The organism is Symploca atlantica LB2515 (genome assembly GCF_052546295.1).
Genome location: NZ_JBQWMT010000001.1, coordinates 3,603,839 through 3,625,089, shown reverse-complemented (window position 1 = coordinate 3,625,089; position 21,251 = coordinate 3,603,839). Strand labels below are relative to the sequence as shown.

The following is a 21,251-nucleotide window of genomic DNA, read 5'->3' as shown; positions in this document are numbered from 1 at the left end:
CAGCCCCATTATTACTAAGCTGATTCATCTCCAACAAACCTTGGATATATTTTCTGGTAGTACTTCCCTGGTTTATTGAAAACTGAAAGTTTATCTTAACAAATAAACTGACTATTAAGCGAGTAAATACCCTGTCCTAATTATTAGCATACTTTCAGATTTACGTCATTTATAGATTCTCTTTTTAAAGAGCTTTAATTAATTAATAAAATAAAACTATGTTGCCAAGTAGTAGCAGCTGTTCTTTATTTACTTGAATAAAAAATTAAAAATGTGTCTCTACATGCTACAAGCTTTTATCTCTAAATTTTTGACGCTTGCTATTCTGCATTGGCTTGGCACATCCAGGACTAAATTGGGCAAAAATTAGTATTAGCTACCTACGATAATAATCATTCGTTTGGTATAACGACATCTTCCCTTTGGTGTACTTCATAGCAGATGTCAATAACAAAAAATATTGCTATTAAGACTTAGGGCAAGTAGCAAAAAAAGGAGGCAGAAATACTCCCACCTCCTTTAAATATAATTTTGTGAAAATTATCTAGCTGCAGCCGGAACCTTAACATCTCCCGAAAGCTTGCCATCTGGGTCAATAGTTTCGCCCTCAATGAACGAACGTAGCATCCAGGCCATTTCTTCATGCTCTTCCATTAGTCCCGTCAGGAAGTCAGCAGAGCCTTCGTCGTGGTATTTTTCAGAACACTGGTTGATATGGTTGCGCAGATTGCGAATAACCTGCTCATGATCTGCTACCAAGTTGTTTACCATGCCGTTGGCTTTAGGAAGATTACCAGTATCCTCTTGGATAGAGGCATATTTTAGGAAACCTGCCGCTGTACCAATAGGGTAACCCCCTAAAGCACGAATTCGCTCAGCAATGCTATCAATATTTTCTGTTAAAGCTGTATAGTGCTCTTCCCATAACTGATGTAGTGAACGGAACTGAGGACCAACAACATCCCAGTGGTACTTTTTCGTTTTAATTAATAGCAGATAAGCATCCGATAAATCGTGCTGCAATAAGTCAATAACGCCTCGGCGTTGTTCTTCTGATAAACCAATGTTTAAAGGTCTCATAGTTTGTTCTCTAAAACTCTACACCTCAACCATTGCAACAAATCGATACAGAAGCTTCATCCATCCAATGGGAGATAAAAAAAATCAGACTTGACGAGTATTGTTTATCGGACTGACTTGGACACGGTACAGAAGTTTCTCTCTCAGGCGGTAGCCAGCATAACGCACTCTCACCATATCTCCAACTTGAGCAGTACCCTCTAGCAGTTGATGTTCCTGGGGGTCAAAAGGAATTTCTGAGCCAACGGAAGCGATCGCATTCACTCCCCATTCTTGCAGTAACTGGTGGACTGGCCGCATTAAGGCTAACAATCTTACTGCTGGTAACTGCTCATTCTGCTGTGCCGCATAAGCAGCAGTTGGCCACTGTACCAACCAAGATTCTAATGCTTGCAAACTCGATAACTGAAACTCCTGCCTTAGAGTTTCTCGCTGCTTTTCTAGCTGTTGTTGCAGACGCTGATACTCTTGCTGTAAAGATGTCAGTGCTGATGACTCTTCCTCCTGCAAAGAATAATTAGTAGCAATAAAATCTGGAGAAAACATTTTCAATAACTGACTCAGCGACACTTGCAGTATTTCAGAAAGTTTTAGCAGTGTACTGACGCGCATTTGAGACACTTTTCCTTGCCGTAAACGCATAATTTGCTGCTTAGAAACGCCAGCAGTGCTACTTAGCTGCTGAAAACTAGAAATACTAACCTGCTGCATTAGCTGTTGCAGCAGTTGAGTGTAATTGGCAGGTGGAGACTTACTCATCTAGGTTTGGCATGTTGTTCTCCTTAACCCTCAAGCGTATCAGCTTAGGTTATCCCAAACCAATATCTAAAAGCATCATGATGACAAAACCTGCCATAATCCCCATTGTTGCTTCTTGTTCCTTGCCTTTACCATGAGACTCAGGAATAATCTCTTCACTAATCACAAATAGCATTGCCCCGGCAGCAAAAGCCATTGCCCAAGGCAAAATTGATTGTGCCAAACTGACGACTCCGGCACCAATCAAACCACCAATCGGCTCTACCAAACCCGTGAGTAAAGATACCCAAATAGCATAGCCAACTGCATATTTTTCAGTAACCAAAGATAAGGCAACGACTAAACCTTCTGGAATGTTTTGTAAACCAATACCCACCGCCAAAGGTATACCATCGGCTAAGTTACCAGCCCCAAAATTGACGCCAACGGCTAAACCTTCAGGAAAGTTGTGTAGGGTAATGGCGGCGATAAATAACCAAATGCGTTTAAGATTACTGGCGTTAAAACCTTCTGGCCCCTTGGAGAAGTGTTCATGAGGCAGATACTTGTGAGTCAACACTAAAAAGACTCCTCCCAAGGCAACACCTGTAGCCATAATCAAAGCAGCCTCCATCGGAGATGCTCCCTGGGAAAGGGCTGCTTCTTTGCCTGGAATAATTAAAGAAAAGGCTGTGGCTGCTAGCATGACACCACCACCCATCCCTAAAGCTATCGCCTGAAATCTTTTTGTCAAATTAATAGGCAGCAATATTGGCAATGCACCAACAACCGTAGCAAGTCCAGCCAATAAGCTAGCTAGAAAGCCGGAAAAGATAGGATTCATCTGAATTTATGCTTATTTGACCGATTCTCTCGCCATTAGCTGCCAGAAAACCCCCGCTAGCTAGGTATAGCGGGGGGAAATTTCTACTTCAGGTTACTGCGTAACATCCAAGCAGTTTTCTCGTGTATGCTCATCCGTTCGGTTAATAAGTCAGCGGTGGATTCGTCATGAGCGCGCTCAGCTGCTGGGAAAACAGATCTTGCTGTTCGTACTACGGCTTCATTGGCTTCTACTAGCAGCCGCACCATTTCTTCCGCTTCAGGAACGCCGCGAGTTTCTTCAATGGAGGCTAACTCAGCATATTCGCTGTAGCTACCGGGAGCAGGATAGCCTAGAGTGCGAATTCTTTCCGCCAGAACGTCCACTGCTAAGGCTAGCTCGTTGTATTGTTGTTCAAACATTAGGTGCAGAGAATTGAACAACGGCCCAGTAACGTTCCAGTGGAAGTTGTGAGTTTTCAAGTAAAGGGTGTAAGTGTCTGCTAACAGGCGAGAAAGTCCTTCGGCAATCTCTTTACGGTCTTTTTCTGCGATACCAATATTAACGGGTGCGATTTGACTGGTAGTTTGCATGGTAGTTTCCTGTTACTTTAAGTGATCTAGAGGAACAATCCTGATCGGGTAAGCCTGAAGCTTCCTCAACGTCAGTAATTAGCTAATAAGAAGAACTGTTGTTGTAGAGAAGCGGCAATTCTCAGGCTAAATGCCTTTGTAAGACCGAGCGAGGAGCGCGGCGAACTCGGCATTTAATCGTTTCTTTACCAAGGCGCTGGTGAGCCTCAAATCTATGGCAACCAGAAAAGCCGTAGTATTGCCCATCTACTTCTAGCACGTCGATGGGTTCCTTCAAACCCTCTTTAGCAATAGACTCCATCAGTGCCTCTACCTTCTGTTGATCGTTGTCTCGTGGTAGGGGACGGCGAATTTGCCCTAGAGGAATTTCTCTGACTTCCACCATATTCTGGGTTGGTTGCTTTCCTTTTGTTCTAAATCTTACTTTTAAATCATAGTCGTTATGACTTTAAGTTGCAAGTTTTTTTGACTCAGACGAACACTTCTCCAGTTGGGGCTAGACTAGACAATGCTGCTTAAAATCCAACTTTATGCAATCTCCTTCTCCAGCCATTGACTACCCATCCAGCCGCAAAGGTGACCAAGTGGATGACTACCACGGAACGAAGGTAGCTGATCCTTATCGATGGCTGGAAGATCCAGACTCAGAAGAAACCAAGGCTTGGGTGGAAGCCCAAAACAAAATTACTTTTGGCTATCTCGGTGAGATAGAAGCGCGGGAGCAAATTCAGCAGCGAGTAACTAAGTTGTGGAATTACCCAAAATTTGGGGTTCCTTTTCAAGAGGGTAAGCGTTACTTCTATTTCAAAAACGATGGTTTGCAAAACCAAAGCCTTCTCTACACCTTGACTTCTATCGACGCAGAACCAAAACTATTACTCGACCCCAACACCCTCTCAGAAGATGGCACCGTTGCCCTGTCTGGCTTGGCAATTAGCGAAGATGGTAAGCTCATGGCTTACGGTCTATCTACTGCTGGTTCTGACTGGCAAGAGTGGAAAGTGCGGGATGTAGAAACAGGCGTTGACCTCTCGGATCATCTCAAGTGGGTCAAGTTTTCTGGGGCATCCTGGACTCATGACCATCAAGGTTTTTTCTACAGCCGCTACGATGAGCCAAATGAGACGACTAAGTTAGAAGATGTCAACTATTTTCAGAAACTGTATTACCACCGACTAGGAACGCCACAATCAGAAGACATTTTAATTTATCATCGCCCAGACCAGAAAGAGTGGGGCTTCAGTGGCGGCGTGACGGAAGACGGTCAATATTTAGTTATTAGTGTTTGGTTGGGAACTGACTCAAAGAACCTCGTGTTCTACAAAAATTTGCAAGATCCCGATGCCTCGGTTGTGGAACTAATCGGCGAATTTGAGGCGAATTATAGCTTTATTGATCACGAAGGTTCAATATTCTGGTTCCGCACTGATTTAGATGCACCTCGTGGCCGTGTAATTGCGATCGACATCAACAACCCAGCACCAGAGAATTGGCAAGAAGTTATTCCTCAAGCAGCAGAAACCCTGGAAGGGGTAGGCTTACTTAATAATCAGTTTATTGCAGATTATCTGCAAGATGCCCACTCATCAATTAAGATTTTTGACTTGAATGGTGCTTTCGTACGGGAGGTAGAGTTACCGGGAATTGGTTCAGTTGGTGGTTTTGCTGGTAAGCGTCACGACACAGAAACTTTCTATAGTTTTACCAGCTTCACCACACCGCCAACTATCTACCGCTACGACTTAGCAACTGATGAGAGTAGCGTTTTCCGGCAGCCTCAAGTTGACTTTAATTCAGATGATTACGAGACGAAACAAGTTTTTTATAGCAGTAAAGATGGCACACAAGTGCCAATGTTCATCACCCATAAAAAAGGACTGCTGCTTGATGGCAATAATCCAACTTACCTCTACGGATACGGTGGCTTTAATATCTCTCTAACACCTAGTTTTTCCATTAGCAATCTCGTGTGGATGGAGATGGGAGGTGTTTATGCCGTGCCTAATCTTCGTGGTGGCGGTGAGTATGGCGAAGAGTGGCACCAAGCTGGTATGAAGCTGAACAAGCAGAATGTCTTTGATGACTTTATCGCTGCTGCTGAGTGGCTGATGGAAAACAAGTATACTTCTACTGCCAAACTCGCGATTGGTGGCGGTAGTAATGGTGGTTTACTAGTCGGTGCTTGCATGACTCAACGCCCGGATTTGTTTAGTGCAGCACTGCCAGCAGTAGGCGTGATGGATATGTTGCGCTTCCACAAGTTTACTATTGGCTGGGCTTGGGCTGCGGAGTATGGTACACCGGAAAATCCGGAAGAGTTCCCAACACTCTATGCCTATTCACCACTGCACAACCTGAAACTAGGGACGGCGTATCCGGCGACAATGATTACTACTGCTGATCATGATGATCGGGTTGTGCCTGCCCACAGTTTCAAGTATGCCGCTGCTTTGCAAGAAGCACACGCGGGTGAGAAGCCAGTGTTAATTAGGATTGAGACTAAGGCGGGGCATGGTGCTGGAAAGCCGACAGCCAAGATTATTGAAGAAATTGCTGATAAATGGGCTTTTTTGGTGAGAATTCTAGAAATCAATTCGCCTAACTAACTTTGGCATATTTTAGAGCCAATTTAGAAACTCAAAGTAGTTCGCACAGTTCTAGTAATGCTTCGGTAAATGGACGACGTTCTGCAATTTGAGTGCTGATATAAATGTGTCGTACTAGCGTCAATGTTGTGTAAGAATGCACGGCAGCACGAGTTGTTTCACCAGAAAGCTTGACAAAATGTTCTTCTAAAGCTGCTTCACTATCTGCCAAAGCATCTGGGCTGCCTAATGTGCGTAAACTCTGCTCTGTAATATGCCCAATGAAATTGCCAATATCTAAACTTGGATTGCCTTGACAATAAAGGTCAAGGTCTAGCAAGTAGAGACGAGATCCGTCTACAATCACTTGGTCTGGATAAAAGTCTCGATGAATTCCCAAGAGTTGGGGTTCTGGAGTTGCAGTACCCAGGCGATCGCATTTTTCTAAAACTCGCTCTAACCGTTTTTGCAGGTGTGGGTATAGTTGAGCTACTATCGGCAATCGCTCATGTAAAATAAGCAGTTCGTCTGCCATTGTATGGCGACGTTTGGGCGGGATGTTGGCTTGATGAAGTTTATAAGCGGCTTCAGCAATGCGTTTTGCCAAAGTGATTCCGCTTGGTTTGGCTAATAGGTTGGTTGCAATTTCACCAGGCACTTTGCGCTGGAGCCACATCTGGAACTCTAGAACCACTGCAATTGGTTCTGGTACTGAGATACCATCTTCGCTATTACCAGAAAAACCTGCATTCGAGAGGGATTGCTGGAGTTTGTAACTATTGATATCTGTCCCTTTGGCACGCACTTTACCAATTAAAGTAATGACCTGAGATGAAGCATCAGAATTTTCGATTTCCAGGTCATACTCGATTAAGCAGCGCCGTCCAGGTTTATGTCGAATGACGCGGATTGCACATAAGTTGAATTTTAGAAGTTTTTGTGGTATTGATTGCAAGAATTGCTGCTGTACATTTAGCGGATCGATCGCTCCTGCCACAAAAGGCATCTTGGGATCGGCAGCAATATTAAATGGATCGATTACCGGAATATTCAATGCCCTCGACCTCCTGAAATCGCATGAACTACACTAATCCGCTTTACTGAGATTAGTGTTTCCGATAACTAATCTCGCGAAAAAGGTTTCTGACGCTTCTTTTGGTAGACTTACCTTTTGAGTCCGATGGCTCTACTAGATAGAGGTTCCGACCATCTGCGTCTAACGACGATAGTTCCTACCGCCGTGGCTATTACACGAGTAGCCAAATAGTTACCAAGTTTATCGAATTTGGTCATCGGATACTGCCGTTAACTGTATCGATTGAGGGTAGACAAGAGCTTCCAGTCACCTGGTTCCATCAAAGGTAAAGGTTGTCATCCTTGACGGCTGAGCGGGTCTTTACGTTATGCCTCGCATTATTACCATACTATGAGTTGATAATTTTTCGGATATCGAATCCTCAAATTTTCGCGCTATCCTTCCCTAATCCGTTTCACTGAGATTAGGGACTGCCGCGCATTTGTTCAACCTCGTCATCAGTAACGCGTACCGCAGACTGCATCTGGTACAGAGCAGCATATCGACCCTGAAGTTGCATCAATTCAGAATGAGTCCCCTGTTCCAAGACCTCTCCATGTTCCATGTAGAGGATTAAATCGGCACGAGTGGCGATATTAAGGTCGTGGGTAATGATAAAAGTAGTGCGGTTTTGAGCAACCCGTTCAAGGGCTTCAATTACTTCTTGTTCGTTCTTTTTATCTAAACCTGTAGTCGGTTCATCCAAAATGAGGATAGGGGTTTTACGAATGGCGGCACGAGCGATCGCAAGTCGCTGGCGTTGCCCCCCAGAAAGCGTTGAACCTCGTTCCCCCAAAATCGTGTCATATCCCTGAGGAAGTGCTTCAACGAACTCATGAGCATTGGCAAGGCGGACAGCCTTCTCAATATCTTCGCGGGTAGCATTGGCAACGCCATAAGCGATGTTTTCCCACACTGTTGCGGCGAACAGGATACTGTCTTGCAGTACGACACTAATCTGGGGACGCAAAGACTCGATCGTATACTCGCGGATATCACGATCATCAATTATCACTCGACCTGTGATCGGCTCATAGAGACGCAGAAGCAAGCTAACAAGGGTAGACTTACCACTTCCGGAAGGTCCAACTAGCGCCACCTGTTGTCCGGGTTGCACCTCTAAGTTAATTTCTTTGAGTAAGTCTTGACCTGGTTCATAGGCAAAGCTAACGCGATCGAAGCGCACAGCACCCTTAAATGGAGGAGCATGAATAGCATCGGGTGAGTTGTAAACCTCTGGTTTTTCTTCCAAAATATCAATCACACGCTCGGCTGATGCTGCCGCCTTTGATAACCGTCCCGTATATTTAGCAAAATTCTGCACTGGCTTAAAGGCATTTTTAAGATAAGTTAGAAAAACTAAAACATCGCCTGGAGTAAGGGCATCGCGCAACACCAACCTTGCTCCATACCACAGCAAGATAGCAGTCCCAATCGCAATCACAACATCAACGGTACGTTCCAGATTAGCTGCCAACTTCTGCGTTTTAACGCTTTCTTTTAGACTCTTTTTGTTCTGATTAGAAAAGATTCCTGCAAAGGCATCTTGAAGCGAAAGCGCCTGAACAAGTTTAATTGCCCCAATTGACTCAGCAAGGGTGGCAGCAACGGCTCCTTCCCTCTGGCGCTGTTTGCGAGAAGAATCCTTAATGCGATCGCTCAGGCGCGTTGCAGCTAACCCGAAAAAGGGAAAGGTGATTAATGCCAACAGCGTTAAGTCTCGATCTAGCCAAAACATCACCCCAACCATGCCAAAGAGGGTGAGAATACTCAGCAACAGTGGCAGAATGGCGGTCAGTATAATTTCTTGTAACCTGCTCGTATCGGTACTAATCCGCACAAGCAAGTCACCGCTTCTGGCTTTGCTATAGTATGTGAGTGACAGGCTCTGGAGATGGCGATAAAGGCGATCGCGAACTTCCATCAACACGCGACTACTCACCAGAGCCAAGCCAACCGTACTCCAGTAGGAGGCTAAGGCTCGCAATCCTGTAATTGCCACAACTCCGAAGGCTGAAAGAGTTAGTAGCGTGAGTGGATCGAGTGTATTGATGAAAGGAATCGCCGTTATAGTATCATCAGATGAATTGATGAGAACGTGGTCAAAGACAAACTTGAGAGGCCAAGGTTCTAATAGCCGCAGCATCACATCAGCAAGAAGTGCGATCGCACAACTAACCAGCCAAACCCACTGATTGCGGATGTAGGGACTGAAGTGATACCAAAATCGTCCGAGACTGGGTATGGATTTTTGTAGTGAGCGTGCACTTGCCATTAGCGTTTCGCTCCCACAGACAACTGAGATACTCGATCAAAACCAGCCAAATGGAGGATGCGTTGGGTAACTGCATCCCAGGTATGGTTTTGCCTCATTGTCTTTCGTGCCGCTTGCCCCAAACAATTAGCTAGATTGGAGTCTTGGCGTAAGCGATCGAGCGCTGTAGCTAAAGCAATTGGATTACCCGGAGGCACTAACAAACCATTTGTTTTATCTTCAATCAGCGACTTCAATTGTCCAATATGACTAGCAACAACTGGAAGTTCCGCCGCCATATACTCGTAGACTTTCAAAGGTGAAAAATAAAAGTCCGTTTGTGCTGGATAAGGCGCAACCGCAACCGTCATGGAAGCCAGCAAACCAGGAATTTCACTGGGGGCAACGGCTCCTGTAAGATAAGCTGCATTTAGTAAGCCTCGTGCTAATAAATCTGCCAATAAATTCTCCCGTTCTGGCCCATCCCCGACAATTAGGAGTCGAGTCTCAGAACATTGCTGATAAAGTCGGTCAAACGCTTTAACTAAAACGGGCAGTCCATGCCAAGGTTTCAGAGTACCAACAAATCCAACAGTAAATGTTCCAGGACTGGCAGGCAAAGAGGGTGTAATATTACTGGGAAAGCGATCGGGGTTAACGCCATTCGGGATGACATGCACCCGTTGACCAACTCCTGGATAACCCTTTAAATAGGTCTTGATTTCCTCAGAAACAGCGATGAGAGCCGTTGCTGTACTAAAGACTCCTTTGGCTACTCGTTCGGCACTAGTGCGATCGCTTAAACCTCGATACTTTTCCTGCTCTTCAATTAAGGGTGCATTCACCTCTAACAGTCCTGTTATGCCAACAGATCGCGCATACTCCATTGCCGTGAAACTCCAGAGGGAGTAACGCTCATAAACCAGGTCAAAGGGTGCTTCCCGTTCCAGTGCCAAACGCAGATCGAGGTTAGCCGATAAAGCCGCTTGTTCGCGGACAGCTTGCTCTCCTTTGGGGATAGCTGGAAGTTCGTGAACTGCCACCGTCTCCAACCCAGCAGGTGGATCGCCTCCTAATCGTGTGGCAAACAGTTCAACTTGAGCGCCTTGCCGTAGCAACGAACGAATTACTTCCTGAACATGGATCGAGCAACCCTTCTGACCAAAAACGGGGACACCTGGATCGGCACAAATATAAGCAATTCGCATCTTTTACACCTCCTAAAGGGCTTTCAGTTCCGCTCGATTTGCAGTACGGAAGAGGCTGCGCACTGAGGCTGTATTCCGGTGAATATCGAACTCTGATTCAATCAGTTGCCGTGCTTGGGTTGCTAGTCGCACCCGTAAGGTTGAATCAGTGAGCAAGCCTTCGAGTCCATCTGCCAATGCTTTTGGATCATGTTGCGCTACCATCAATCCTGTTTCTTCATCACGCACCACTTCCGGGATGCCTGTCACGTCTGTAGAAACGCAGGGAGTGCCTAGCGCCATCGATTCCAGCAGAACTGTGGGCAAGCCGTCGCGGTTGCCATCTCTGCCAATCACGTAAGGTGCAGCAAAAACGGCAGCTTTCTGAACCTGCTCAAACACCTCATTTTGAGGACGGGAACCAATAATTTCAACAATGGATTGCAAGCCAAGTTGTTGAATTTGCTCTCGTAAGGACGGTTCAAGTGAACCACTGCCGATGATTTTACAGCTAAAATTACAGCCCCGACTGGCAAGAATGGCACAGGCATCAATTAAGATAGGAACGCCTTTTTTCTCAATTAGCCGACCAACTGAAATAATTTGTGGTGGGCGATGCAGGGGCGACTTGTAAGAAAATTGTGTTAAGTCTAAGCCATTGTAAATTCGCTGGACGTGAGCTGCGGCAGTACCGTAAGTCTGTTGCAAATACTCAAGATTGTAGTCACTCACTGTGATTACAGTTGCTGCATCGCTCAGCTTCCGCTTCATATCTTCAGCTTCGACACTTTCATGGAAAATGTCTTTGGCGTGAGCGGTGAAAGTATAAGGTATCCCAGCAAAGTGAGAAGCGAGACGAGCGACACTTGTTGCTACTGTACCAAAGTGAGCGTGTAGATGAGTAATCCTCTTGAGACGAACTTCACGCGCTAACCATGCGGCTTGGTAAACAGTACTTGCTTTTTCTCCTTGAGCAACTGCTAGTTTTGTCCAAAAATCTGGTATCTTCTTACTTGCTTCCTGAAGTTCTGCCCAAAAGTAACTAGCGGCTGTAGGTGCGAGGCTATTGAGAGAATCGCTAACTCTGCCCTGGATTGGCTTGCGAATATAGTAAACTGGGGCGCGTACTTGAGAAATGATGTTCTGAAAGTGAGTTTCAGCAGGTGGACGCAGCGCAAAAATCTCAATTTCTAATCCGGCTGCTTCATGAGCCAAAATCTCGTTAACTACAAAGGTTTCGGAGTAGCGGGGATATCGTTTCAGCACGTAGCCAACACGCATGGGTGCAGTCGAAAACATCCTTGATTTCTCCTTCATGAAGCTTTCTGCATCGAGTAATGGGTTGTGGCAAGTACTTCTTCTAGTCATGGGTTGTGGCAAGTACTTCTTCTAGTAACTGAGGCAAGCGAACTAAACCATTTAAGTCAACGCATTCGGGTATTTGTGGAGCTGCACCATCTTTGGCAAGCCATTCTGTCAGGGTGCGGGGATTAATCTCATCAGGATGGAGTAAATCGAGCAAACCCAGAGTTGCTAAACGTTTAGCTCGAATCAACTGTTCGCGTCGGGGTTGCACTCGCGGCACAATCAACGCTGGTTTCTCAAAGGACAGTATTTCGCAAGTTGTGTTGTAACCACCCATGGCAATAACCCGATCAGCTTGGTTGAGTAGTAGAGTTGGTTCAGCAACAAACTCCAGTACTTTCAAACGAGGTTGTTTAGCTGCCACGTCATGCAAGTTTTGCCGCACTTCTGCTGGCATGAATGGGCCTGTCAGAATTACTCCATTGGTATTCGGTGGTAACTCCGCTTGGGCAAAGGCTTCAGCTAGGAAAGCTCCATCCTGTCCACCTCCGACCAAACACAACACCAATTCACCAGGAGGTAATTGAAGTTTTGTCATTATTTCAGCACTTTCGACATCGACAAACTGGAGCCGCAGACGTTGATCGAGGTAGCCAGTGTAGCGGAATTTGGCAACAACATCGTGGGCAAAATTATATTCACGAGCTAAGTCATAAACCCTTGGATCTCCGTACACCCAAACTGCATCATAGTAATTGCGGATTGCGTCTTCATGGGCAGCACGCTCCCAATCACGACGTACTGCGGTTGGTTCATCTAGGACATCGCGCAAACCCAAAATGCAACGGGTGTGTCCTTGAGTACGAAGATACTCCAAAGTTGGGTCTAGCTCCCTAACTGCCCCACGCGGCACGTTATCGACAATCAACACATCGGGGGCAAATGCCTCTACTGTGGATTGGATGACCTTTGCCCGTAGAGCAATGATATCTCCCAGCGAAATATCTAGTCGCCGTGACCGATACTGCCCATCAGTTCCTTTGTAGAGCGCTGGCAGCGTTAAACAATCTACTCCGGGTGGTGTCGGAAAGTTACTTGCTTCTTGCATCCCGTTAATCATCAGAATGTCAGTCTGTATAGGAGAGCAAGCCAGTGTTTGAGCAATTAGCATATTGCGCCGATTGTGACCCAGTCCCATCGTGTCATGGGAATACAGCACAATCCGCAGCTTTCGGAAATTCAACGTACTTTGCTTAAAGACTGGGATAGGAGGCTGAGCGTAGGTGGAGGTAGGAATATTCAAATCGCAGTTGGCTTTGGCATGGGAAAGCGGTTGCACAACACCAAAGTCTGCCAATTGTTCTATAGAACCCATTTGGGATCTATAGAACAATTGGCAGTCTTTTGAGCATCAGTCGGACAAAACAAAGATTAATTTTGGTGGTAGAATTCTCAAGAGTTTTTTCAAAGTTCTTGACCAAACTTTTACATCTCTCCATCCAAGAATTGCTTCTTTCAATAACCCACCTTGCTTTGACTTATTCCTTGTTCTCGCCACTGCTTGTAATGCCAAAATACAGTCGAATAGGGAGGTAGATCTTTTGGCAAATCACACCAATTACAACCATTTTTGAGTTGATAGAGAACCCCATCTAAAATTTCCCTCTTGCTCCATGTTGGGGGTTTGGTTCTTTTTTTCTTAGGTAGGAGGGGTTCAATAATTTCCCACTCTTTATCTGTCAAACTGCTTGAATAGCTCATTGTCTCTTAGATTAACTCAAGTTATGGAAGGTGCCAAGCACCTTCGACAACTAACGGTGCAGGGCAATCACACAATTCGAGTAAGTTTGTATTCGATAACCAGTATCTTGGATTATTATACCGGAGAATGTAAAGATACCAAATGGGTTCTACAATGCAGGGACACAGCGCTGTGTCCCTACGATCTCGGATGGATCAATTTTCCTGAAAGCTTATTAGAGTGATTATCTCCAATTACTCTCTAGTACCAATCAGGGAAGTCTGCATCTTCTCCACCGATGCCAATTCCTGTATTATAAATTTCGGCGTCACTAATGTTAAGGTCATTCATCGATGCGCCATAAACATTAGCATCGTAAATCTTAGCTTCAGTGAAGTTTACTCCATTGAGATTGGCTTCCTTCATATCAGCGTTAGTAACAAAAGCGGATGTTAAGTTAGCTCCTGCCAAATTAGCACCTCTGAGGTCAGCCCCTTCAAGATTCGCGGCTTCCAGGTTTGCTCCCTGCAAATCTGCTTCTCTCAAGTCAGCACCAATCAAATGGGCGCCACGGAGGTCTGCTTCTGATAAATTACACTGAAAACATCTCCCTGTTGACAACAAACGTTGTACATGAAGCGGATTCTCAGCTTTAACTGGGCTGCTGAAAACTAGGGGAGCTAGTAAAGTTAGGGTGGCTAAGAGCTTGAGTTTCATAATTTTTCCCCTGTATCGACAAAGTTGGTTCCGTTCTTTTCCTCACACTCCTATTATCTCACTACACTCCTAAGTTAATATTGATTGACGATACAAGTCAATTGTGATAGTCATCAGGTTGGGTCGTGATACCAGAAAGGTCACTCAACTGACTAAGTTCTGTTAGGTTGTGTGACGGGCATCACTTCCAATCTGACCGAAAATAATGGGATTCAAGCCTCCCCCTTCCAGGGGGACTTTGTTTATGATATGTTTTTGATGTAGGTTTTTCCACGTCAAATGATTGTCTTAGAGTTCAAGGCTAAGGGAAAAACAACTCAATACGCTGCTATAGATGAGGCGATTAGAACCGCTCAATTCGTCCGCAACAAAGTTATCCGTCACTGGATGGATAATCGAGGTGTAGGACAAAAAGAGCTGTATCGCTACAACACTAAGCTCAGAGCTGAGTTTCAATTCGTGAAAGCCTTGAACTCTCATGCTTGTCAGGTTGCAGTTGAAAGAGCCTATAGCGCTATTGCTCGGTTCTACAGCAATTGTAAGAAGGCTATTCCAGGGAAGAAAGGCTATCCAACGTTTAAGAAAAATTGTCGATCACTCGAAAGTACAAAACTTCAGGATGGTCGCTTTCTGCCACCCGAAAACAAATCACTTTCACGGATAAGAAAGGGATTGGCAAGCTTAAACCAAAGGGACGTGGGATTTAAACTACTACCAGTTAGAACAGATAAAACGAGTTAGGTTAGTGCGTCGTGCCGATGGGTACTATGTTCAGTTCTTGGTAAGTGCCGAGAACAAAGTAGACATTAACCCAACAGGTAAAACTATTGGATTAGATGTTGGACTCAAAGAGTTCTACACCGATAGCAATGGACACACTGAAGCTAATCCTAGGTTTTATCGAACAGGCGAGAAGCGGCTGAGGTTTAGACAACGCCGTGTTTCTCGCAAGAAAAAAGGCTCAGCCAACCGTAAAAAAGCCATTAATCGACTAGGACGAGTACACCTCAGAATAAGTAGGCAACGTGAAGAACACGCCAAAAGACTGGCGCGTTGCGTAATCCAATCTAACGATTTGGTAGCCTATGAAGATTTGAGGATTAGAAACTTAGTTAAAAATCATTGTCTTGCCAAATCTATTAATGATGCAGGTTGGTATCAATTCAGGAAGTGGCTAGAGTATTTCGGGGTTAAGTTTGGCAAGATAACTATTGCGGTTAATCCTTCCTACACTTCGCAAAAATGCTCTAGTTGTGGCACTCTTGTCAAAAAGTCCCTATCGATGAGAACCCATATTTGTCAGTGTGGGTTCGTGTTAGATAGAGACTGGAACGCCGCTATCAACATCCTGAAATCAGCCTTGAGTACCACAGGGCATGTGGGAACTTGGGTCATCAACCCGAACGCTTTGGGAGATTCGACCTCTACTTTGATTGGAGAAATCCTGTTAAAGCAAGTTGGGTCTATGAACAAAGAATCTCCGCACTTATAGGACGGAGAGTGTCAAGTAATAGAGCTCTGTCTCCAGATGCGATCGCTTATTTCTCGTGCCAGAGTCGGGACGCGTCGCTAACCAACAGTAAACAGGCTGTACCGTTCAACCTCCACTTCGGGTGAGTGATGTACAGATATAGATATACCCGACTTCTTGGAGAAGTCGGCTATCTTGCTTGGATATACTGAACTTCATAAACTTGAAATATACCGTATCTCAAAAATGCCTATAACTGTTCACTTTTAAGCAATAGGACTAGTTTTTTCATGATGAAATTTTACTATAACCGTCTCTCTGTAAATGCTCGCCGTGTCTGGGTTACTCTGTTAGAAAAACAGCTCACTTTTGAGCCAATATTAGTTAACTTGGATGGTGACCAATTCCAACCAGAGTTTACTGCCATCAATCCCTTGCAGCGTATTCCTGTTCTGGTAGATGATGGGTTTACTGTCGTGGAATCATTGGCTATCTTGGACTATCTAGAAGCTAAATGCCCTACCCCGGCGTTGCTTCCTCAAGATGCCAAGTCTCTAGCCACGGTGCGTATGGTGGAAATGGTGACTTTAAATGAACTATTGCCAGCAACAATTCCCTTAATGCGCCAGATGATGGAATTGGCGGTAGACTCTCAAAAATTGGATCAGGCAAAGCAACAGATAGCTAAAGTACTAAATTTTTTCGAGAGTAAACTTGGTAATTCTCCCTACTTTATTAATGAACAACTGACACTAGCGGATATTGTTGCCGGAACAGCAGTACCATCATTACCTCTATTTGGTATATCTCTGGATAATTACCCGAAGTTGCAGAATTGGTGTGATGCTTTAAACAAGCGGGAGAGTTGGCAACAAACTACACCAAATCCTGAAGAAATTGAAGCGGCTAAATCAGGAATTAGGGAAATTTTGGCAAGGCGGTGTGATTAGTAAAGGAAAATTATCAAAAAATTAGCTTTTAGTGATTGCTTCTCGGATCCCTTGTGCAGTGGCGGGTGCTAGTAAGACACCGTTGCGATAGTGTCCTGTGGCCAAGAGTACGTTACTGTAACCCGATAGTTGACCGATAACTGGGGCGGGTTGTCCTTCAGGACGAGGGCGTTTGCCTGACCAAGTGCGTACAATTTGTGCTTGGGCTAAAGCGGGACAAAATGCGATCGCTTCCTGTCTTACCTTTTCTAGTAGTGCTGCTTCTGCTACTACCTCACCAGCGTCGTCGGGAAACTCGACTGTAGCGCCTACCCAGTATTGCCCCTCCCCTAATGGCACAAGATGGACATCATCACCAGTAATCACCGGCTGAAAATCTTCATATCCTATTGCCTGTCTCAACTGCAATTGCAAAGCTTGTCCCAGTACTGGTTTAATTTTCAGAGATGAGGAGGCAGTGGAAATTTGAGGACTAACTCTGATCAGTGGCGATTGCAGTAGGGAAGTTAGGTGAGATGAACCCAAGCCAGCAGCAATGACTAGCCAATCAACCTCTAGCTTTCCGGCAGAAGTCTGAATTTGGCGGCAAGTTAGTAAATTTGCCGTATCTGAGGCTATAGCATCAATTCCCTCAACAGTTTGACCAAATTGGAAAGTCGCACCCTTAGTTTGGGCGGCTGTTACCAAGGCTTGGGTAAGGGCTGTTGGCTCAACTTGTCGATCTTGGGGAGAATAGATAGCACCGCTAATTTTCTCTGGATTAAGCTGAGGGCAACGGGACTGAACTTGAGTAGCATCCCAAATTTCTAATTGCCAGCCTTGTGACTGACGTGTTTGTACCAAATCTTCCCAAGAAGTTAACTCATCCTGGGCAAAATGAAGCATGAGGATGCCTTGCCGATTAAAGGGAATCTGACGGTTGGTGATTGCTTCCAACTCAGGAATCAAGCTTTCGTAGCGCTGCATACTCGCTTGTCGCAACTGCCACGCCCTGCCCTTCACTTTTTTACTGATTACGCCCATGAGGACTCCTAGTGCAGCACCAGTTGACCCTTGGGCTGCGGAGTTTTGGTCAATTACTGTGACGTTTAGCCCAGCCACCATGCTCAATTCATAAGCGATCGCGGCTCCAACGATACCACAACCAATAACTGCTACTCGGCTCATGTTTAGCGGTTAGCTTTTGCCCAATAATACAGAAATTTTTGAGAGTATCTGAAAAAGCAGAGTACTCGACTGTCTGGCTTCTCGTAAGCTGGAAATAGGGGTTTTGGCTGTTTTACCAAACCCCTGGGATTTTTGTACACTTATCGAGGAAGCAGTTGCAAAAACTTATCAAAGTCTTGCAAGGCCACTCCATAATTTTGTATTGCTACTTGATAATTACCCTCGTCAGCGGCTAGCCCAATTTTTTCTAAGCAGTCAAATAAATCTTTGGCAGTTGCTTTTGCCGTCTTTTGCTCCCCAGGGAGGAGTTGGCGAGTAATATAGCTAGTGTTCCGGCGTAAATCGCCCAAGGGACCATGGATGAATGTGCCTACATCGTTCCAATTTTTGTTTCTAATATTGGTTTGAAGAATCGGCATTTTCTCCCGTATCTCCATCAGTGGGGAGGCACTTTTCTTAATCTGCTCAATTTGTTCAGCAGTGTAGGTAGGTGGCTGGGTGACTGTAGGACCACTACAGCTAACTAGAAATGTTGCCACTAATGCCAGAATCAACGCCAGAATAGACCGATATCTTTTCATAACCATTTGTTTTACAGCTAACTAAACCAATCCGAAAAATTACTGAGTTCGGCTCAAAACTATATCTTACGATCACTTGTAGTGGTTACTACAGACGTGGGCACAGTACTAGATGGTCAATTTACAAAGCTTGGCGTCGCACAAAGGGTAGCAGCGCTTCGCTGATTTTTCCTGACCAATGTTCTTGAGGATAATGCCCTGCTTCTGCTAGCTGGTTTATTTCACAATTTTTTAGGGTGTTAGCTAGCTGCTGTGCTTGGGTAAAGGGTAGCCAAGGATCTTTCATACCCCAAATAATCAGAGTTGGTTTTGTCCAGTTGCGGAATCCCGATTCAATTTCCGCCATCGACTCTTTGATGCGGCAATTTTTAACTGTTGCTAGCAGACTTCGCCCCACATCGGAACTTTTAAGGAAGGGTTTGCGGTATACATCTAAATGTTTATCTTCAATTCGGTAACAGCTTCCCTTTTCCAAAGTACGGTCAATTAACAGGGGGTCTTGTGTAAGCATATCTCCGATCAAAGGCAAGCCCCACTGCTGGATTTGCCAGGGCAACTTGGCAGTAGATGATAGCGGTGTATTGATGATTGTTAAACGCTCGATTTGATCTGGGTTCCGTAGGGCATACTGAAGCCCAACCGAGCCGAGAAATCCTTGAACAACTAAGTAAAATCTCTCTATTGCCAGGTTGTTCAGAAAATCTGCTAAAGCTTTAATAAAGGCATCAGGTGTATAAGCAAAGTCTCGCGGGCCGGGTTTTACCGAGAAACCAGAACCAATCCAGTCAGGAGCGATCGCTCTTAAACCTTGTTTGGCTAAATCTGGCATAAGCTCGCCCCAGCAATAACTTTGGGACGGTAAACCGTGCAACAGCAGTACTGGAGGTTTTTCGCTTTCGTTAATGGGGCTGGCTTCCCGATAGAACCATCGCAACGAACCGACTTCTATGGACTTTTCACTTATTGACACTGTTATTTTTTAAACGAAGTTTAGTTTATCGTGGTTCGAGCTTACCGTTTACCGAGACTTCGGGCAAGTTAACCACAAGGAGCGTAATTGTCAAAAAATGATGGCCAATAGCAAATTTTGTCAAAAAATTGCTGAAATATGCCACAGCTTGTCATAGATAATGAGGCATTCCCCTAACGACAGCTAAACCAGAGGAGATTTGGTGTGAACGCAGCTGAACAAGCAAAAGGTTTAGAAGTTACCACAAAAATTGCGGCTATTGTCAATTTGTTTAAGGGCGAGTTTCCCGACGCTAGGGCAGACTTAAAACCCTGGAGAAACGATCCAGAAACTCGTGAGTTAGTTGATCCTGATTCAATTGATATTGGCTTTCACTTTCCTGGCTGGAGCCGACGCTTTCAAAGCCGGAGTATCTTAGTACAAATCCGCCTTTATCAAGACTCTTTAGAAGCTTCGCAGCGGTTAATTGGTATTGAAATAGCCGGCTTTAACCATCAAGGAGAAGCCTGGCGACTTTCAACTATTGATCAGTGGCAAGTCATGGGAGATTGCCAGCCTGCTGCTGAGACTGCAGAAAAACTCAAGCATTTTTGCAGGATGGTCTTTGAGTTGTTTAATCGCTAATCTTACCTAAGCTTAAGACTTATTAGCGACACTACTCCAATAATGATTAACACTCCCATTATGCTGCTAGGTGTAGCCTGAGTAAAACACCTTGAAACCAGGGAGTGTCAATCAATTTTAACTATGATTCAGGTGCTGCATGACAACCGACGGGGTAAGCAGACTTGTAAGTACTAGAACGCTGGCCAAACCAACTGTAACGATTATCACGAATTTGTTCATAGGCACGATCTCCGATCCACTTCATCCCCGGTAAAGACCGATAAGCCTCGATAAATATAGCACCCATTGGTAGGATACGCCCCATTTCCTCCACAGCCTCACTACCTTGCCAACGTTTTTCTGGTAAGGAGGCATTAATCAAAATCATGCCCATCTCACAATCTTGAGGCATCACCCCAAAATTTTTCAACATTTCTTCATCCTGCATCGGAACGTAATCAAATAGCTGTCCTTTGTCCAGATTTTCTAATTGTTGTACTAAGGTGACACAAAGATTACAGTTACCGTCGTAAATAACGTGGTATTTCATATGAGCTGCGGTGGATTTGCCTAAAAATCACTGGATAATCACATTTTTAACCATGATTTAACTATTGCTCAAGTCAATTGCCACTTACACCTGATTAAAACTTAACGCCAACACAGCCTTAGACATCGAATTCAATACTCAAATAAGCAACGGGGCAAATTTATTCAGTTAACGATCTATCTAGTTGTCTTATCAGGTTTACTGGTGATTTTTTGAGCAAATCTGCATTATGGATAACAGAATTAAGCCAAACCAATGGTTAAATTTAGAGGGTTATTGCCCATAAATATAGAACCTCCACCATTCGCCTTCAGGAGGTAAAAGCAAATGCAGGTTCAATGGAAAAAAATATTAGTGAAAACATCAGTTTGGCTAACAGCAGAAATTATACTTAACCTAATCGGGCTAGACGATTTGGCAGACTATAGCGAATTTATCTACGAGCAAGATTTTGCGGGGGTAAGTCACTTATATCAGCCCACAGTAGTAATGTAGTCTGACTGAAAAAATTGGTGAGCTTACTGGCGACTACTAAGTTGTCATCTCTGTCTAATTAATTGGTAATTACCTTCAGACTATTGCTGATTAGTTAGACACAACAAAAGCTATTTATAGAAACGACTAAATAGGAGACTACCGAACGGAAAACAGTAAAAATTTAAAGTAATTTATAGTCTTTAACATCAATAATAAAATTTGTGTCCAATTACTTAAGGAGGTATCAGTTTTTAGCTGTAGTGTTATTTTATTCCTAACTTTTTCCCCTTTTTCTTGTCGGAGTGGTGTCTTCAGCTACAATCGGCTCAGTTATCCCGTAAGAAAATGGTGACATGAACGAACGTTAAAAGCAGGCAATCA

The 21,251-nt window shown here is 44.6% G+C and carries 21 protein-coding genes and 2 pseudogenes; 5 read left to right on the top strand and 18 right to left on the bottom strand.

Annotation, left to right across the window (positions count from 1 at the left end; genetic code table 11):
- Nucleotides 1-540: 540 nt before the first annotated feature.
- The 5 genes from ACT7WV_RS15075 to ACT7WV_RS15055 form a co-directional block, all read right to left on the bottom strand.
- Nucleotides 541-1,080, bottom strand: coding sequence for a Dps family protein (locus ACT7WV_RS15075; protein WP_445103662.1), 540 nt, complete (start codon nt 1,078-1,080; stop codon nt 541-543).
- 84 nt (nt 1,081-1,164) lie between these two features.
- Nucleotides 1,165-1,839, bottom strand: a complete 675-nt coding sequence (locus ACT7WV_RS15070; protein WP_445103661.1) for a helix-turn-helix domain-containing protein — start codon at nt 1,837-1,839, stop codon at nt 1,165-1,167.
- Between the two features lie 49 nt (nt 1,840-1,888).
- Entirely contained in the window at nt 1,889-2,662 is a 774-nt protein-coding gene (locus ACT7WV_RS15065) for a ZIP family metal transporter (RefSeq protein ID WP_445103660.1), read from the bottom strand.
- 83 nt (nt 2,663-2,745) lie between these two features.
- A complete protein-coding gene (locus ACT7WV_RS15060) occupies nt 2,746-3,234 on the bottom strand; it encodes a Dps family protein (protein ID WP_445103659.1) in 489 nt (162 codons plus the stop codon).
- Nucleotides 3,235-3,355: 121 nt separating this feature from the next.
- Nucleotides 3,356-3,619, bottom strand: a complete 264-nt coding sequence (locus ACT7WV_RS15055) for a chromosome partitioning protein ParB (protein WP_463424174.1) — start codon at nt 3,617-3,619, stop codon at nt 3,356-3,358.
- A 145-nt stretch (nt 3,620-3,764) separates the two neighbouring features.
- Here ACT7WV_RS15055 and ACT7WV_RS15050 point away from each other — a divergent pair, with 145 nt between their 5' ends.
- A complete protein-coding gene (locus tag ACT7WV_RS15050; protein WP_445103658.1) occupies nt 3,765-5,840 on the top strand; it encodes a prolyl oligopeptidase family serine peptidase in 2,076 nt (691 codons plus the stop codon).
- Nucleotides 5,841-5,871: 31 nt separating this feature from the next.
- Here ACT7WV_RS15050 and ACT7WV_RS15045 read toward each other — a convergent pair whose 3' ends face one another.
- The 9 genes and pseudogenes from ACT7WV_RS15045 to ACT7WV_RS15010 all read right to left on the bottom strand — a co-directional run bounded on the left by ACT7WV_RS15045 (nt 5,872) and on the right by ACT7WV_RS15010 (nt 14,098).
- On the bottom strand, nt 5,872-6,873 hold the full coding sequence (locus ACT7WV_RS15045) for a phosphotransferase (protein WP_445103657.1): 1,002 nt from the start codon (nt 6,871-6,873) through the stop codon (nt 5,872-5,874).
- Between the two features lie 110 nt (nt 6,874-6,983).
- A complete protein-coding gene (locus tag ACT7WV_RS15040) occupies nt 6,984-7,112 on the bottom strand; it encodes a hypothetical protein (RefSeq protein WP_445103656.1) in 129 nt (42 codons plus the stop codon).
- A 206-nt stretch (nt 7,113-7,318) separates the two neighbouring features.
- Nucleotides 7,319-9,169, bottom strand: coding sequence for an ABC transporter ATP-binding protein (locus ACT7WV_RS15035; protein WP_445103655.1), 1,851 nt, complete (start codon nt 9,167-9,169; stop codon nt 7,319-7,321).
- Nucleotides 9,169-10,356, bottom strand: a complete 1,188-nt coding sequence (locus tag ACT7WV_RS15030) for a glycosyltransferase family 4 protein (protein ID WP_445103654.1) — start codon at nt 10,354-10,356, stop codon at nt 9,169-9,171. The genes ACT7WV_RS15035 and ACT7WV_RS15030 overlap by 1 nt, the downstream gene beginning before the upstream one ends.
- 12 nt (nt 10,357-10,368) lie before the next feature.
- On the bottom strand, nt 10,369-11,616 hold the full coding sequence (locus ACT7WV_RS15025; protein ID WP_463424261.1) for a glycosyltransferase: 1,248 nt from the start codon (nt 11,614-11,616) through the stop codon (nt 10,369-10,371).
- A gap of 79 nt (nt 11,617-11,695) precedes the next feature.
- The gene (locus tag ACT7WV_RS15020; protein ID WP_445103652.1) at nt 11,696-13,015 is read right to left on the bottom strand and encodes a glycosyltransferase family protein; all 1,320 of its coding nucleotides are present in this window, start codon (nt 13,013-13,015) and stop codon (nt 11,696-11,698) included.
- A gap of 7 nt (nt 13,016-13,022) precedes the next feature.
- Nucleotides 13,023-13,178 (bottom strand): annotated as a pseudogene (locus ACT7WV_RS25860) (transposase); the annotation flags it as partial.
- Entirely contained in the window at nt 13,156-13,401 is a 246-nt protein-coding gene (locus ACT7WV_RS15015) for a transposase (RefSeq protein WP_445103651.1), read from the bottom strand. The gene ACT7WV_RS15015 and the pseudogene ACT7WV_RS25860, both read right to left, overlap by 23 nt.
- A 241-nt stretch (nt 13,402-13,642) precedes the next feature.
- A complete protein-coding gene (locus ACT7WV_RS15010; RefSeq protein ID WP_445103650.1) occupies nt 13,643-14,098 on the bottom strand; it encodes a pentapeptide repeat-containing protein in 456 nt (151 codons plus the stop codon).
- Between the two features lie 279 nt (nt 14,099-14,377).
- On the opposite strand from ACT7WV_RS15010, the pseudogene ACT7WV_RS15005 reads away from it, so the two are divergent.
- Both ACT7WV_RS15005 and ACT7WV_RS15000 read left to right on the top strand, forming a co-directional pair.
- A pseudogene (locus ACT7WV_RS15005) lies at nt 14,378-15,590 on the top strand (RNA-guided endonuclease InsQ/TnpB family protein).
- A 269-nt stretch (nt 15,591-15,859) separates the two neighbouring features.
- Nucleotides 15,860-16,519: a glutathione S-transferase family protein gene (locus ACT7WV_RS15000; RefSeq protein WP_445103649.1), complete on the top strand. Its 660-nt coding sequence runs from the start codon at nt 15,860-15,862 to the stop codon at nt 16,517-16,519.
- 21 nt (nt 16,520-16,540) lie between these two features.
- Here ACT7WV_RS15000 and ACT7WV_RS14995 read toward each other — a convergent pair whose 3' ends face one another.
- The 3 genes from ACT7WV_RS14995 to ACT7WV_RS14985 all read right to left on the bottom strand — a co-directional run bounded on the left by ACT7WV_RS14995 (nt 16,541) and on the right by ACT7WV_RS14985 (nt 19,237).
- The gene (locus tag ACT7WV_RS14995; protein WP_445103648.1) at nt 16,541-17,686 is read right to left on the bottom strand and encodes an NAD(P)/FAD-dependent oxidoreductase; all 1,146 of its coding nucleotides are present in this window, start codon (nt 17,684-17,686) and stop codon (nt 16,541-16,543) included.
- Nucleotides 17,687-17,826: 140 nt separating this feature from the next.
- The gene (gene psbQ, locus ACT7WV_RS14990) at nt 17,827-18,273 is read right to left on the bottom strand and encodes a photosystem II protein PsbQ (protein WP_445103647.1); all 447 of its coding nucleotides are present in this window, start codon (nt 18,271-18,273) and stop codon (nt 17,827-17,829) included.
- 115 nt (nt 18,274-18,388) lie between these two features.
- Nucleotides 18,389-19,237 carry an alpha/beta fold hydrolase gene (locus ACT7WV_RS14985; protein ID WP_445103646.1) on the bottom strand — a complete coding sequence of 283 codons (849 nt, stop codon included), beginning with the start codon at nt 19,235-19,237 and terminating at the stop codon, nt 18,389-18,391.
- Between the two features lie 204 nt (nt 19,238-19,441).
- Here ACT7WV_RS14985 and ACT7WV_RS14980 point away from each other — a divergent pair, with 204 nt between their 5' ends.
- The gene (locus ACT7WV_RS14980; protein ID WP_445103645.1) at nt 19,442-19,861 is read left to right on the top strand and encodes a hypothetical protein; all 420 of its coding nucleotides are present in this window, start codon (nt 19,442-19,444) and stop codon (nt 19,859-19,861) included.
- A 121-nt stretch (nt 19,862-19,982) separates the two neighbouring features.
- Here ACT7WV_RS14980 and ACT7WV_RS14975 read toward each other — a convergent pair whose 3' ends face one another.
- Nucleotides 19,983-20,393 carry a thiol-disulfide oxidoreductase DCC family protein gene (locus ACT7WV_RS14975; RefSeq protein WP_445103644.1) on the bottom strand — a complete coding sequence of 137 codons (411 nt, stop codon included), beginning with the start codon at nt 20,391-20,393 and terminating at the stop codon, nt 19,983-19,985.
- 327 nt (nt 20,394-20,720) lie between these two features.
- Here ACT7WV_RS14975 and ACT7WV_RS14970 point away from each other — a divergent pair, with 327 nt between their 5' ends.
- Complete coding sequence (locus ACT7WV_RS14970) at nt 20,721-20,888, top strand: hypothetical protein (protein WP_445103643.1); 168 nt, start codon at nt 20,721-20,723, stop codon at nt 20,886-20,888.
- Nucleotides 20,889-21,251: the final 363 nt, after the last annotated feature.